Source organism: Mesorhizobium sp. WSM4808 (genome assembly GCF_055811675.1).
Genome location: NZ_JBVVQX010000003.1, coordinates 326,666 through 341,558, shown reverse-complemented (window position 1 = coordinate 341,558; position 14,893 = coordinate 326,666). Strand labels below are relative to the sequence as shown.

Below are 14,893 nucleotides of genomic sequence, written 5' to 3'. Positions count from 1 at the left end.
TCAGCGCTGCACTTTCACGCCGAGGAAGATGCTGTTGGCGGTGTAGTCCCGGCCCGGCAGATTGCTGGTCAGCTTCTCGGTCCTTACCCTTGTGGTGAGGCCGGCGTAGCGGTTCAGCCACCAGGTCAGTCCGGCCTCGGCGCTCAACACCCTGTCATGGCCATCGATGCCGATGTAATCACGCCAGTCGAGGCCCAGAGCCGCATTGGCGGTGAGGTTGGCGCGAATCTGGCGTTCGCCGGTCAGGCGACCGGAATAGAGGATGTCGCCGCTTTCGCCTGATGTGGTCGTGGGCTCGACGGTGGTCCGCCCGGTCAGGCCGATCGTGGTGCCGCGCTCCGGTGACCATTTGAGGTCGGCGTTGACGGTGGCACCGGAGATTGCATCAAGGTTTTTGTCGTCGATCGCTTCCCTGAGCCAGCCGGCCGAGAATTCGCCCGACAGCTTCTCGCCCATGTCGAGTGCAAGGCCAGCGCGGGCGCCGAGCCGCGTCGACGAGCGCTCGAAGCCTTCATTGTCGATGCGTTGATCATAGGTCCGGCGGCCGACCTCGATTTCAGTGAACGGGGTCAGGGCAGGGGAGATCTCGTAGCCGGTGCGCAACGTCGCGGTGTAGAGCGTCGAGTCCTGATCCTTCTGCGACAGCGAGGTGCCGTCCGAGAGCTTGGCGTCGCCGTAAAAATCGTGCGAGACCGCGCCGGTTAGCGTGTACTGCATCTTGCCGAGATGCTTTTCGACGGCGAGGCTGCCATCGATGGTCTGCCGCAGCGGTTGCTTGCTGACGCCGGCAATGGCGTCCGGTGATGATGCCGATTCCGGCACGGCCTCGTAGCCGAGCTTGGCGATGGCGCGCAACTCATTGTCGAGGTCGACATTGAGCTGGCCTTCGATGCGCCCTTGCTCGTCGTGAACCGGGTAACCGGAGACGGTCTCGCGAAACAGGCCATAGCCGTCGATCGTGGCGGAGTTCTCGCGCCAGTCGGATGCGGCGGAAAAGCGCAGCGCCGTCTCGGACAGCAGCGCCGACGTGCCGGCACTGCTCGAATCGCCGTTCGAGGTGGCGGTCAGGCCCTGTTCGATCGTCGGCCGGATGACGAAGGAGCCCCATTTGACGCCGGTGGCGGCAAAGGGATCATCCTCCAGCTTCTTTTTCTGGCCTTCGATGGCGTCAGTGCGCTCCGCGCCTGGGTCGAGCTTCTGCCTGTCGGCACTGTCGATGGTGAGGGCGCGGCGGTTGGCTGTGTCCTCGTCTGTCTCTTCACCTTCGGTGGCATCCGTCGTGGAGGCGGTCGTGGAAGCGGTGATGTCGGAGGTGCCGGCCGTCGATTTCTTTTTCTTTTTCGACTTGTCGGCAGCCTTGTCCTTGGCCTGGTCAGCCGCATTCTGCCCGGCGGTCGATGAGCGGCGGCGAGGCTTGGGCGGCGCCGCGATGTCGGCGGACGTGTCGTCAGTGGCTGCCGGCGGGTCGAAAAGGCTGCCGGTCGCGGTGGCGTCGCCAGTGTCGGCGTCGTCTGGCACGGCACCGGCGCTGGCCGGCAGATAGGTGCGGGCCGGCGCATTGTCCTGCGCGGCATTGGCCGGCTGTTGACCCTGCGCTGCCAGGGCCAGCTGTCTCGCCTTGCGCTGCTGGTCGGACAGGATCGCCGATTCCGAAACCTCGCCGCGCAGTTCGGTTTCCTGGGCATGGAGCGCAGTCGGGCGCAGCAAGGCAAACATGCTGGTTGCCAGCAGCAAGGCGCAGACAGCCTTGCCCTTTCTTCCTGTCGAATTTTCTGGCTGGGCCCCGGACATCGCCACCACTGCTTGCGCGGCGCACGCGCGCCATACTTACCGAACCGTAAATGGGGATGGTTAACGGAGGGTTGAGGCGGCGGCCCGTCAACCAGCTGAAGCGCTGATTTCCAAAGGGATTCATACCGCCTGCGTTAAGCTTTTGATTTTCGCGCCTGCCGTCGTCAAAACCACCGCGCACGTTCGGGCAACATGCCTTGGGCCATTTCTGTTGGACAGCGCGCCGGCAAAGCGCTAATCGCATCAGCCATGCATGCGGGATCCCTGGATAAGAAGCCTTCGGACAGGCAAGCCTCGATCGCTTCGGCGCTGAGGACGGTGGCAACCGAACAGGCTGGGGTTGCAGCCCTTGCCGAGGCCTTGGAGAACGGATTGGCCGCGCCTTTCGCGCAGGCGGTCGAGATGATCTCCGGGATTGAAGGCCGGCTCATCGTCACCGGTGTCGGCAAAAGCGGCCATATCGGTTCGAAGATCGCGGCGACGCTGGCCTCGACCGGCACGCCGGCTTTCTTTGTCCATCCCGCAGAAGCCAACCACGGCGATCTCGGGATGATCGCCAGGGACGACGCCATCATCGCCATGTCGTGGTCGGGCGAAAGCAAGGAACTGATGGGCATCGTCGCCTATTCCAGGCGCTTCTCCATCCCGCTGATCGCCATCACCGCCGGAGAGACATCGGCGCTGGCGCGGGCGGCGGACGTGGTGCTGTTGCTGCCGCGCGCGCCTGAAGCCTGCCCGCACGGCTTGGCGCCGACGACATCGACGCTGCTGCAACTGGTGATGGGCGACGCGCTGGCGATCGCGCTGCTCGAAGCACGCGGCTTCACGCCGGATCATTTCCGCACCTTTCACCCGGGCGGCCAGCTCGGCGCCAACCTGACGCAGATCCGCGAGATCATGCATGTCGGCGACAGGCTGCCGCTGGTGGTTGCGGGCACCGGCATGCATGACGCGATCCTGGAACTGTCACGCAAGGGATTTGGCTGCGTCGCGATCACCGACGCAGACGGTGCGCTGGTCGGCATCATCACCGATGGCGACATCCGCCGGCACATCGGCAGCAACCTGCTGGCGATGACGGTGGATCAGGTGATGACAAAAGGCCCGAAGACCGCGACGCCGGACACGCTGGTCGCAACGGCGCTGCAGACGATCAACAATTCAGCCATCACCAGCCTGATGGTGGTGGAGGGCCGGAAACCAGTCGGCCTCATCCACCTGCACGACCTGCTGCGTATCGGCGCCGCCTAGGGTGTGCTGATCTTAAGGTGATGCCGGCCTGCAAACGACGGTTTCCTGCGCTTCCGGTGCTCACGTACCCAAAGTACGCTCCGCTCCGGTTCTCGGAACCCACCGTTTTCGACTCGGCCTGACCTGAATCTCAACACACCTTGTCCAAGCGGTGGGTTTCAAGAATTCAGACCGCCTCGACGGTCAGTTCCAGATCCGTGTCGGCCGCGCCCGTCACGCGCACTTGCGTGCCGGCCGGCAAATCCGGGCCGGAGACACGCCACAGCGTATCGCCCAGCTTGATGCGCCCGCGCCCGTCACGGATCGGCTCGGCAAGTGTCGCCATCCTGCCGACCATTTGCGCGCCGCGCCGGTTGAGCAGCGGCTGGTCGGTCGGGTCGTTGCGGCTGCCGACCAGTTTCTTGCCGACATAGGCCGAGACCAGCGACAGCGCCAGGAAGGCGAGGACCTGGACCTGCCAGGTCCAGAAGCCGGCGTCCCAGATCAGCAGCGACACAGCGCCGATGATCAGCGCGGCGATGCCGATCCACAGCATGAAGATACCCGGCGCGATGATTTCCATCACCAGCAGGACGAAGCCGAGAACCATCCAGTTCCACGGGCCGAGTTCGGAAACGATGCGGTCGATCATTGGTTTCGACCTCAGTTGTCGGTTGGGCGAACGACCGGCGGGCGCGCGGCCTGCCTCTGCGAGCCGGTCGTGCCTTCGCTGCGGAAGACTTCCTTGGCGATCTCGCCGATGCCGCCGAGCGAGCCGATCAGCGACGACGCCTCGAAGGGCATCAGCACGATCTTGCTGTTGGTGGCCGTGCCGATCCTGCCAAGCGCTTCAGTGTATTTCAGCGCCACGAAGTAGTTCAGCGCCTGCACATCGCCTTTGGAGATCGCTTCCGACACCACCTGGGTGGCGCGGGCTTCCGCCTCGGCCGAACGTTCGCGCGCCTCGGCATCGCGGAAGGCGGCTTCCTTGCGGCCCTCGGCCTCGAGGATCTGCGACTGCTTGAGGCCTTCGGCGGCAAGGATCTGGGCACGCTTGTTGCGTTCCGCGGTCATCTGCCGGCCCATCGATTCGATAAGGTTGGCCGGCGGGTTGATGTCCTTGATTTCGACGCGGGTGATCTTGATGCCCCACGGGTGGGCTGCCTCATCGACGACACGCAGCAGGCGCTCGTTGATGGCGTCGCGGTTCGACAGGAGTTCATCGAGATCCATCGAACCCATGACGGTACGGATGTTGGTCATCGTCAGATTGAGGATGGCGTTCTGCAGGCCGGAAACCTGGTAGGCGGCCTGCGCCGCGTTGAGGATCTGGAAAAAGGCGATGCCGTCGACACCGACAATGGCGTTGTCGCGGGTGATGATTTCCTGGCTCGGAACGTCAAGCACCTGCTCCATCATGTTCATCTTGGCGCCGATACGGTCGATGAACGGGAAAATGAAATTGAGGCCTGGGCTCAGTGTCTTGGTGTAACGGCCAAAGCGCTCCACCGTATAATTGTAACCTTGCGGGATTGTCCTGATGCCTTTGATCAGCAGCACCAATACCAGAAGTGCAAGTGCACCAACCGCAATATCGAAACCACTGAAATCCATTTGGCTCTCCCTCAGACGAAGGCCGCACAAGCCATTCTCGCGCCGCCGACTTCACCAAAGACTTAAGTGTATTTCAGATGCGTTACAATCAGGTGATGATGGATTGTTTATAGGGTTGCACTCAGCGGTTGAAGGCAAACAGCCTTGCATCCGTGTCGTCCAGCCCGTTGATCGAAGCCGGGACAATCTCGGAAGCGACCTGCGAGAAGGTGATGCCGTTGCCGCCGTAGCCCAGCACCGCATGGATGCGCGGGTGGCGGGGAATGGCGCCGATATAGGGCAGGCCGGTGGTCGTGGTGCCGAACGAGCCGGTCCAGGCAAAATCGGGCCTAGTGTCGAGATGCGGAAATATCAGGCCGAGTTTCTCGGCGATGCGTGTGCTCTTGTCGGCGATCAGCGCGTCGCGCCGCGCTTCGTCGATAAAATCCTCGTCCTCGCCGCCGCAAATGACCCGGCCGTCGACCGTCGTGCGCATATACAGATACGGCTCCGACGCTTCCCAGATGAACGCTGCGTCCGGCCAGAGCTTTCGCGGTTGCGGGCGTGTCGCAATCGCCCATGTCGAGATGATCCGGTGGGCGGTGGCCGGCACGATGTCGACAAGTTCGTAGCCGGTGGCCAGAACAACATGTCGTGCGGTTATGGTCGGGCCATCCCTGGTCGCGACGACAACAGCTTCGGCGCCGTCCTCGATCATTGTGGCTTCGACGGGGACATAGAAGCGTGCCTTGCGCTCCACGGATTTCAGCAGCAGCCCAGCCGTCAGCTTGCGTGGGTCGAGGGCGATATTGCCGTGGCCGAGAATGGCGCCTTCGCGGTCGATGCCGAATTTCTCGGCTAGCTGTTGTCGGGTTAAGCAGATGGCGCCGATGCCGGCTAGACGACGTGCCTCGGCCTCGTCGCGCAGTTCCGGCGGACCAAGCATCGTGCCGGCCAGATAGAGTGACGGCATGCGGCTCAGGCCACAGTTGATGCCGAGTTCGGCAATGCGTCCGGCGAGATTGGAAACGGCGAGCCGCGAGCGTCGCCAGGCCTGCTGGGCCGAAGCTCTGCCGACCATCTTCGAGAGCGTGGAGAGAGGCTGGTCTATTTCGAATGCCACCAGTGCGGTGGTTGCGGCCGTCGAGCCCTTCAGCGGGCCGCGCCGGTCGATGCAGATCACCCGATGGCCATCGGCCGTCAGCGCCTCGGCCATCATGGCGCCGCTGATGCCCATACCGACGACCAGCACATCCGTGTTGACGTCCAGGCCGTCCGTCGGCACCGCAGGCGCGCGATAGGCCGACCAGACGGGCTGGCCAGTTCGGAGGTCGAGTTTGCGGGGCATCGCATTCTCCGGAGGCGCGGCTTAACGCCCCGGAGCTTGTGTTGTTCCGGTTCAGACCCAGCCGGACAGTTCGCGCCGCACCATCGCCTCGATCACCGCCATCCCTTCCGCGCTATCGTTGAGGCAAGGGATATGGGCGAAATTCTTGCCGCCGGCATGGTGGAAGGTTTCAGCCGCCTCGCGGCCGATCTCGTCCAGCGTCTCGATGCAGTCGACGGAAAAGCCGGGATTGACGATAGCGATCGACTTGACGCCGTCCTGCGCGAGTTTTTCCACCGTCTTGTCGGTGTAGGGCTGCAGCCATTCCTGCGCGCCGAAGCGTGACTGGAAGGTGATGATCAGTTTCTTGTCATCCCAGCCGAGCCGTTCGCGCAACAGCCGCGTCGTCTTCTGGCAATGGCAATGATAGGGGTCGCCCTTCTCGAAATACGGTTTTGGAATGCCGTGATAGGAGGTGATGACCACCTCCGGCTCGAAGTCCAGCGTCGCCAGATGCCGTTCGATCGAGCGCGCTAGCGCCTCGATGTAGACCGGCTCGTCATAGTAGGGCGGCACGCTGCGGACGGCCGGTGCGCGGCGCATCTTCATCAGCGCGCGAAACAGCTGGTCGTTGGCGGTTGCCGTGGTCGTCGCCGAATATTGCGGATAGAGCGGGAAGGAAAGAATGCGGTCGCAGCCCTGGTCGACCAGACGCTGGGCAATGCTGGCGGTTGAAGGGTTGCCATAGCGCATTGCCCAGTCGACGACGACATCAGGCAGGTCGCTCAGCGCTTCGGCCAGCTTTTCGGCCTGGGCGCGGGTATAGGTGCGCAGCGGCGACTCGTTCTTTTCCCGGTTCCAGATCCGTGCGTAGTTGGCGCCCGACTTCTTGGGCCGCGTGGTGAGCACAAGGCCATAGAGGATCGGATACCAGATCGCCCTGTTGAGCTCAATGACGCGCGGGTCGGACAGGAATTCACGGAGATACCGCCACATCGGCTTGAAATCGGTGCCGTCGGGCGTACCCAGATTGACCAGCATGACGCCGATCTTGCCCGCCTTGACCGGCGGATGCCCAGCGGGCAACGGGCCGGGCGCCTTTGCGGCCTTGGGTTCGGCAGGGGTGGGAAGCGTCATAAGGGTTCTCCGGAAGACGCGAACCTAACCATCTTGCGCGCGCATTCAATGCAGCGTCTGGCCGCACCTTAAAGCGGATTGTCTGAATGGATTCAGACGACCCGCTTTAAGCCTTTGTTTTTATGCACCTCGTTCTCCGAAAACCGAGGTCACTTTGGGGCGACATGCATTAGCCCGAAAACAGGACGCCCGTCCGGTTTTCGGACGGGCGGTGTCATTCAGGCATATAGCGGGGCTATTGCGGCGGGATGGTCAGCGTTGCGCCAACAGGAAGCCGGCGCGGCTCATAACCCTTGTTGGCGCCCGAAATGACCTTCCATTTGGCACCGTCGCCATAGGCCTTCTTGGCCAGATCCCAATAAGTGTCGCCGGCAACGATGACATGGCTGGCTTCGGCCGGTGCGGCCTCCGCTGGCTTTGCCGGCTCGGCGGCGGGAGCCGGTGCCGCCGGGGCGGGGGCTGCTTCAGCCGGTTTTGCCGCCTCTGCCGGTGGCGGCGGCGGGGGTGGCGCTCCCTCTGTCGATATGGCCGGGGGCGTGTTGGCGATGTCGCCCGAGTTGGCCGGCAATTCGGGCATTGCCGGTGCCGCATCGGCAGGCTTGGCGGCTTCAGCCGGTGCGGGCGCCGGCGTGGCCGGCGCTGCTTCGGCTGGCTTGGCCGGATCGGCTGCCGGGGCCGCAGGCGCCGCGGCGACGGTCGCGGCTATTTCGGTGATGCGGCCGTCGAGCTTCGGCGTGTAGGGACGATGGGCGCCGAGATAGTCGGCGACCACCTGTTCGAGGCCGGGGCCGTAATCGTAGGCATTCTTGGCCTTGTCGGCGAAGATCTTGTAGCCGTCGCCGCCCTGGCGGACATAGTTGTTGGTGGCGACCAGATAGTCCTTGTCCGGCTTGATCGGCGTCCAGGCGCCGCCCTCCATGACCTCCACCGATTTGACCCGGCCGGCATTGGGCGCAACGGATTTGTCGAAGGAATATTTCAGGCCGGCGACCTGGGGGAAGCGCCCGGCGCCGTCCTCGACCTGGCTGAGGCCGCCCTCGAGGCCGGCCACCAGATCCTTGCCCGAAATCTGGAAGGTCGCCAGCGTGTTCTGGAACGGCAGCACGGTCAGCACCTCGCCCATGGTCACGGTGCCCTTGTCGATCGAGGCGCGCAGGCCGCCGCCATTGGAGATGACGATCTCGACGCCCTGTCCCTTGACGCGGTCGAGGATGGCGTCGGAGACGAGATTGCCCATCGCGCATTCGCGGGTGCGGCAGCTCTCGCGACTGCCGTCGATGACGTCGGTGGTTTCCGCCACTTCCTTGTTCTTCAACGCCTCGATCGGCGCGCCAAGCTCCTTGATACGGGCGAGCACGGCCGGGTCGGGGGTGATCGACTTGTCGAGATAGATCGGGTTGCCGCTGGCCGATTTGACGACTCCATTGTCGTCGAAAACCACCTTGAACTCGCCGAGATATTTCGAATAGGACGCCGCCTGCACCACCGGCACCTTGTAGCCGTCCGGATTGTCGACCATCGTCGGGTAGGGGCCCTCCGCCTTCGGATCGGTGTTCGACAGCAGCGAATGGCTGTGGCCGCCGACGACGACATCGACGCCCGGGATCTTGGCAATGACGTCACGCTCGCGCCTGTAGCCGATATGGGTCACGGCGATGATCTTGTTGACGCCTTCGCCCTTGAGCTTCTCGACTTCGGCGGTGATCGACTTGACGTCGTCCTCTATTGCGACGTTGGGTCCGGGGGAAGCGAGGTCCGGCGTGTCGTTGGTGATCGCGCCGATGATGCCGATCTTCTGGCCGCCGACCTCGACGACAACAGATGGCTTGACTCGGTCGCCGAGCTTGGATTGCGCGTTGGCCTTCACATTGGCGCCGAGCACCGGGAACTTGATCATGTCGAGGAACGGCGCCAAGGCCACTTCGCCGTCGTCGAATTCATGGTTGCCGAGCGCCATGGCATCGAACTTCATGTCGTTGAGGAATTCGCCTTCGACCTTGCCCTTGTAAGTGGAGTAGAACAGTGAGCCCTGGAAATTGTCGCCTGCGCTGAGCAGCAGCACGTTCTGGCCTTGCAGCTTCTTGCGCTCCTGGGCGATCGCGGTGATCAGCCGGCCCGCGCCACCGATGCACTCGCCCTTGGTTTCCTCGTCCGCCGAGCAGGTCGATTCATATTTGTTGTTGCCTTCGATGCGGCTGTGCCAGTCGTTGATATGCAGGATGTTCAGCGTGTAGTCGGCAAAGGACGCGCCGGCCGACAGACCGAGTGCTGAGGCTGACAGGGCTGCAATGGCGGCAAGCTTCTTCATCTTCGTCTCCCGGAAAGCCGATCAGAGGCCATTAGCGCTCTTGCTTGACTGGAACATAACAGCCGGCGCTTCGGCCATGTTCCCATCGCGTTCCCGATGACGCAAGCGGAATCCGGGACCCCTTTGCCGGCATAAAAAAGGACGGCGGCCAACCGGCCGCCGTCCTTGGAAACGAATGGTCGCGGGCTCAGACGCGCCTTGTCAGCACGAAATTCTGACCGCTGGAACTCGTGCAGTTGAGCTGGCTTGTCGATACCATCAGGCAGTTGAAGCTGACCGCGGTCTGGCGGATCAGCGAGGTGCCGTTGATCTGCACCGATGTGGCGCCGGTCATCGTGTAGCTGCCGTCGGCAAGCTTCTGGCCGGTGTCGGTGGCGACCGTCGTGAAGGTACCGCCGGCGAAGGTCGACAGGCCGGTGCCCTTGGCGTCGATCCAGGAGCCCTCGACGCCTTTCGGCGCCGCTGCCATCGGCGGTTCATCAGGGCCGCTGGTCGCACAGGCGGCGAGCATCGTCGCAATGGCGCCCGCCACGCTCATCGAAAGAATTTTGCGCGCAATGATCATGTGAAAATCCTCTCCTCTCGCATCGGCCCGAAAATCGGAATCGATTTTCGACAAGCACGAGGCGTGGATCCAAGTTTCCAGAGCGACATGCGTCCAGATGAATGCGTGTCGTTGTGGTCCGCATCCCTTCAATCGCCCGATTTCCGGGCGATTGCAAGGCGGTGAGGCAGGTAGGCGGTGCTGCTATCGCACAAGGATGTTGCGGAACTGCCACGGGTCGTTCCGGTCGAGGTCTTCCGGGAACAGGCCGGGGCGGTTATCGAGCGGCGTCCAGTCGGTGTAGTAGCCTTTGACCGGTCCGAGATACTGGGACTGCACTTCCAGGCACCGCCTGTAGTCCATCTCGTCGGCTTCGACGATGCCGGCCTCGGGGTTTTCCAGCGCCCAGACCATGCCCGAGAGCACCGCCGAGGTGACCTGCATGCCGGTGGCGTTCTGGTAGGGCGCCAGCTTGCGCGCCTCGGCGAGCGACAGTTGCGAGCCGTACCAGTAGGCATTCTTGTCGTGGCCGTAGAGCAGCACGCCGAGTTCGTCGACGCCGTCGATCAACTCGTTCTCGTCGAGCACATGATGCACCGGCTGAGGCTTGCCGGCGGCGCCGAACATCTCGTCGAGCGACAGCATCGCGTCGTTGCAGGGATGATAGGCATAGTGGCAGGTCGGGCGGTACTGGACCTTGCCCTTCTTCGAACGCACGGTGAAGAAATCGGCGATCGAGATCGCCTCATTATGCGTCACCAGCAGGCCGTATTGCGCGCCGGGAGTCGGACACCACGAGCGCACGCGCGTGTTGGCGCCCGGCTGCTCCAGATAGATGGCTGCCTTCGAGCCGTGCTTGTGCTTCTTGGCGTTCTTCGGCATCCATGTCTCGTGTGTGCCCCAGCCAAGTTCCGCGGGCTGCAGGCCCTCGGAGATGAAGCCTTCGACCGACCAGGTGTTCCAGAACACATCCATCGGTTTCGGCTTCTTGGCGCGCTGGGTGTCGCGTTCGGCGATGTGGATGCCCTTGACGCCGGCCTTCTTCATCAGCTTGGCCCAGCCCTCGCGGTCGTCCTGCGCGGGCTCCGAGAACTCCAGGCCAAGATCGGTGGCGAGATTGACCAACGCCTGCTTGACGAACCACGAGACCATGCCTGGATTGGCGCCGCAGGTGGAGACCGCCGTGGCGCCGCCGGGCTTGTCGTGCTTTTCCTTGAGCAGCGACTCGCGCAACGCGTAATTGGTGCGGCTGGCGTTGTCCGCCTTGGCGTCGAAATAGAAGCCGAGCCACGGCTCGACGACGGTGTCGATGTAGAGCACACCGAGCTTGCGGCAGAGCCGCATCAGATCCACCGAGCCGGTATCGACCGACAGGTTGATGCAAAAGCCCTGGCCGCCGCCATTGGTCAGAAGCGGGGTCAAGAGCTTCTTGTAGTTCTTCTCGGTCACCGCTTCCTGGACGAAGGCGATGCCGCGCTCGTCGAGCAGCTTGCGGTCGGTGTCGCGCGGGTCGATGACCGTCATGCGCGACTTGTCGAACTGGAAATGGCGTTCGATCAGTGGCAGCGTTCCCCGGCCGATCGAGCCGAAGCCGATCATCACGACAGGGCCGCTGATCTCACCGTAAACGGGCCAGTTTTCATTCGCCATTTTATCGAGCACTCCTTCAAAACCCAGGAAACTGGGAAAACATGCGCAAGCCGGGGATTTTTGCCCGGCGGCCATGCGCTACATCACAGATCATTGTCACAAACCAGCGAAAAGCGCCAACCAGCGGCTAGCTGCGTTGGCTACGTGGTTAAGGCTGAAACCGTGGATGAATGGCTCTACCCGAACCAAAGTTAGCTCATTTGCCAAGCGCAAGCGACGTGCCCCGTCCGTTCAACGGATTTTTGCCCTCGGCGCAGCTGTGGACGCCCGAACCACCAACTCCACGGGCAGAACGACTTGGCGGGGCGGTTGGTTGTCAAGAACCATGCGGGCGGCGAGCCTGCCTTTTCCGATCACGTCTTGCGCGACAGTCGTCAGCGGAGGTGTGGTGCGCGCGGATTCAGCAGTGCCATCGAAGCCAATGACCGACACGTGGCCCGGCACCTCTATGCCGCGACAAACCGCCTCGTCGAGTATTGTGATCGCCTGCCAATCCGACATGGTCAGGATCGCGGTTGCTTCAGGCACATTGTCGAACACCACCGCTCCAGCAGATGGATCGCCGGGCGTCGTCTCGATAATCGGGACATCGTCGATCGATAGGTTCGCCTCCGCCAAGCCCTGTTTGAAGCCGTCGAGCCTCTCGTTGTCGAGCGAGAAGCCGGCTAGAAGCGGGCGCTTTGCCTGTCCGGGCATGTGCACGATCGGAGGGCCTGGAGTTCTCCGTATAGACAGGATGGCAAAATGTCGGTGTCCCAGCCCAGTCAGATGCCGGACGGCAGCGACCGCGCCCCTCCTGCCGTCGATCTTTATCGAATTGATGTCGGGACCTGCGTCGCTTTCGAGAATGACGAAGGGCAGGCGCCGCCGTTGTGCCGATGTTATGAGACCGATGTCCCCGCTGTGACCAAGGATGAAGCCGTCAACGAGGGCCTCGCGGATGCTGGCGAAGCGGGTATTATCGGTGCCGTTTACAAGGCTGAGCGTCGTTCCGGCCTCGTCGCAGGCGAGCGAAACGCCCAGCACCAGCTCGCGGCCATAGGGACTTCTCATCACCTCGGCGATGGCGTAGGCGCCAGGTGGCATGAACCCGATGGCATTGAACTTGCCATCCCGCAGCAATCGACCCTTTGGATCGGGGCCGCCAAATCCAAGCGCTCGCGCAGCCGCTTCGACACGTTGGCGCAACTCAGGCCTGACCAGTTCCGGCCGGTTGAAGACGTTGGAAACAGTGCCCCGGGAGACACCGGCAGCCTTGCCCACGTCGGCTAGCGTTGGCATTGCGATCCACCCATTTCCCTTCAGTTAGACCATTTTTTGGAGCGCTCCAAGAATTTTGTTGACTCGAAAGTGGAAAGGGCGGATCGTATCACTTGGAGCGCTCCAAGTAAGCGTATCTGGCATTTTCGCGACTGAAACATCGAAGATCGTCAAATGGCTTGGTCGCAACGGCCACGCCCAGGGAGGGTGTTATGGCAGAAAACAATGTTTTTCCCGCCTCGCTTGTCGGTAAGACTTTCGACTGCGTTTTCGGCCCGTTCGTACCCCGGCTGACGTTTTTCTCGCCGGACGAACTACATGTGCAGGCGTCGATCGGAGCCACCAAAATTGACGAGGTGGTCAAGATCGACATGACCAGCGTACGCCCGAACCTCGTGCTCATGAGCTGGACGGAGCAGAGCGGCAACTTCATCGTGCAGTTGCAGGATCATGAGAAAGGGATCGTCCACAACTATGCGCGGCTGGCCGACGGGCAGCTCTTCTGTGCCCAAGGCGCCATTCAAGCCGTGTCGCCTGCGTGACGCTCCCGCGTCGGGGCCGGCAAAGTGCGGCATCGACCGGCATACTGCTGTTTCCTAGGTGAAGTACTTCGGATTACGATCTGCTGAATTGCCGTCATCGATTTCCCTAGTGAAGGAGGAAAGTGCGATGGAACTCGCTTACGACAGTCATCTGCTTGCCCGAATTCTGCTGAGCGTCGCGACCGTGGGTTACGGTGTGGTGACGATCAAAGCCGACCTCAACGCCACCCACGCCACCAATCCGCTGTGGACTCCGCACGCCCGGTTTCACGTCGTTTGGCAGGTGCTGAGCTATACCGGAGTCGCGCTGATTGCGCTGGGGCTTATCTGGATTGGAGGCCCACTCCAAGCCGAGCGGCTCTATCTCGCCGGGGGATTGGGCGTGGCCATGTATGGAGCGTTCTTCGTGGCCATGCTCTCACGACCGATCTATGGCGGCGTGCTCTACGACGAGAACGGCTACCTGCCATTCCGACCGCCGTTCGGACCGGCGGGTTGGCGGTGGGATGTCAACGTCACCGTCTTTACCGCGATGTCCGCGATCCTGCTGCTGGGCTTGGCCGCGATTTAGGACAGCGCCAGCCCCCCGAGCCGGTCGACCAGCCGATCGCGGTCTGCGGTCAGGCCCTTGTAATCGAGCTGGGCGAGATCGAGAGCTTCGAGCTGGGCGGCGAAAGACGCCGCGAGCTTCGCCCGATCAGGGTGCCTGGCCAGCACGGCGAGCGGGTCGAGATGGATGCGGATGGTGAACAGGATATCGCGTGAAACAGGCAGTTTGCGCAGGGTCTGCCGCTCGACGCGGATGAACGCATGGGCGTCGATGTCGCCATCGGGAAAGCGCGACGGCCGGTTGGTGGCGCGGTCGATGCGCTGCAGGTCGGAGAGCGGATGGTAGAGCGCGTTGTCGGACTGGATCGACCAGTTGTAGCGCTCGACCGCCTGCCCCTGGAGGCCATCGAACATCCGGTTGATGAGTTCCGCCGGACGCGTGCCCGGGCCGAAACCCGGCACCGGCGCGTGGATGTCCTGCAGCGGCTTGCCGAATTTTTCCAGGAGCGACCAGGACGAGGGAAAGCAGAGCGAGCCGGCAACCAGCCGCCAGCCGCTGTCGCCACGGCGCATCAGGTTGAGGTCTTCCTGGACGAGCAGTGAGGCCCTGGCCAGCGGCGCCTCGGCGAGGGCCGCAGGCAGACGGCTCGCCGCGCCCACCACCTCGATGCCTGATCCGCCGAGCCGATGGGTTTCGGGGAACCTCTCCAGGAGATGCGCAGCGAGCAAGTCGAGCACTTCCTGCTGGGCATCGCGCGTGCCGTCCTCCTCGACGAAAACGCGCTCTGGGATTTCGGCATAGAGCCGGTGCTTTTCGGCGAGATACGGCAGCAGATGGCCGTCGATCTCGATCCAGTCCGCCGGATCGAGCGGCTTCAGCCCGATACTGAACAGTTTCGACGAGCCGTCATAGGGCGTGTGGGTGGGGAGCGTATGCTCTGGGGGTGTGTGAGTGGGCACAG

General features: G+C 62.9%; 13 protein-coding genes. 3 read left to right on the top strand and 10 right to left on the bottom strand.

Translation table 11 applies throughout. The features are described 5' to 3' along the window. A complete protein-coding gene (locus tag AC0L2U_RS06935) occupies positions 1 to 1,791 on the bottom strand; it encodes an outer membrane beta-barrel protein (protein ID WP_164873792.1) in 1,791 nt (596 codons plus the stop codon). Positions 1,792 to 2,040: 249 nt separating this feature from the next. Between AC0L2U_RS06935 and AC0L2U_RS06930 the strand changes: the two genes are divergently transcribed. Continuing rightward, entirely contained in the window at positions 2,041 to 3,042 is a 1,002-nt protein-coding gene (locus AC0L2U_RS06930; RefSeq protein ID WP_127272680.1) for a KpsF/GutQ family sugar-phosphate isomerase, read from the top strand. A 166-nt stretch (positions 3,043 to 3,208) separates the two neighbouring features. On the opposite strand, the gene AC0L2U_RS06925 is transcribed toward AC0L2U_RS06930, so the two are convergent. From AC0L2U_RS06925 to AC0L2U_RS06890, 8 genes are all read right to left on the bottom strand, one after another. Then, on the bottom strand, positions 3,209 to 3,673 hold the full coding sequence (locus AC0L2U_RS06925) for an NfeD family protein (RefSeq protein ID WP_023810067.1): 465 nt from the start codon (positions 3,671 to 3,673) through the stop codon (positions 3,209 to 3,211). Positions 3,674 to 3,684: 11 nt separating this feature from the next. Next, positions 3,685 to 4,635: an SPFH domain-containing protein gene (locus tag AC0L2U_RS06920; protein ID WP_127809389.1), complete on the bottom strand. Its 951-nt coding sequence runs from the start codon at positions 4,633 to 4,635 to the stop codon at positions 3,685 to 3,687. Between the two features lie 121 nt (positions 4,636 to 4,756). Then, entirely contained in the window at positions 4,757 to 5,962 is a 1,206-nt protein-coding gene (locus tag AC0L2U_RS06915; protein WP_128288443.1) for an NAD(P)/FAD-dependent oxidoreductase, read from the bottom strand. 51 nt (positions 5,963 to 6,013) lie between these two features. Continuing rightward, the gene (hemH, locus tag AC0L2U_RS06910) at positions 6,014 to 7,078 is read right to left on the bottom strand and encodes a ferrochelatase (protein ID WP_128288442.1); all 1,065 of its coding nucleotides are present in this window, start codon (positions 7,076 to 7,078) and stop codon (positions 6,014 to 6,016) included. Between the two features lie 235 nt (positions 7,079 to 7,313). Then, on the bottom strand, positions 7,314 to 9,386 hold the full coding sequence (locus AC0L2U_RS06905; protein WP_473601616.1) for a 5'-nucleotidase C-terminal domain-containing protein: 2,073 nt from the start codon (positions 9,384 to 9,386) through the stop codon (positions 7,314 to 7,316). Between the two features lie 187 nt (positions 9,387 to 9,573). Continuing rightward, positions 9,574 to 9,951, bottom strand: a complete 378-nt coding sequence (gene omp10 / locus AC0L2U_RS06900; protein ID WP_127259982.1) for an outer membrane lipoprotein Omp10 — start codon at positions 9,949 to 9,951, stop codon at positions 9,574 to 9,576. Between the two features lie 183 nt (positions 9,952 to 10,134). Further along, positions 10,135 to 11,580 carry a homospermidine synthase gene (locus AC0L2U_RS06895; RefSeq protein ID WP_127272620.1) on the bottom strand — a complete coding sequence of 482 codons (1,446 nt, stop codon included), beginning with the start codon at positions 11,578 to 11,580 and terminating at the stop codon, positions 10,135 to 10,137. A gap of 231 nt (positions 11,581 to 11,811) precedes the next feature. Beyond that, positions 11,812 to 12,843 (bottom strand): LacI family DNA-binding transcriptional regulator, encoded by a 1,032-nt coding sequence (locus AC0L2U_RS06890; RefSeq protein WP_164873793.1) that lies wholly within the window; start codon positions 12,841 to 12,843, stop codon positions 11,812 to 11,814. Between the two features lie 209 nt (positions 12,844 to 13,052). Here AC0L2U_RS06890 and AC0L2U_RS06885 point away from each other — a divergent pair, with 209 nt between their 5' ends. After that, positions 13,053 to 13,382, top strand: a complete 330-nt coding sequence (locus AC0L2U_RS06885; RefSeq protein ID WP_127396832.1) for a MoaF-related domain-containing protein — start codon at positions 13,053 to 13,055, stop codon at positions 13,380 to 13,382. Positions 13,383 to 13,509: 127 nt separating this feature from the next. After that, positions 13,510 to 13,953 (top strand): hypothetical protein, encoded by a 444-nt coding sequence (locus AC0L2U_RS06880; protein ID WP_127268297.1) that lies wholly within the window; start codon positions 13,510 to 13,512, stop codon positions 13,951 to 13,953. On the opposite strand, the gene AC0L2U_RS06875 is transcribed toward AC0L2U_RS06880, so the two are convergent. Beyond that, on the bottom strand, positions 13,950 to 14,891 hold the full coding sequence (locus tag AC0L2U_RS06875) for a heme-dependent oxidative N-demethylase family protein (RefSeq protein ID WP_473601615.1): 942 nt from the start codon (positions 14,889 to 14,891) through the stop codon (positions 13,950 to 13,952). The two genes, AC0L2U_RS06880 and AC0L2U_RS06875, sit on opposite strands and share 4 nt — an antisense overlap. Between the last annotated feature and the right edge of the window lie 2 nt (positions 14,892 to 14,893).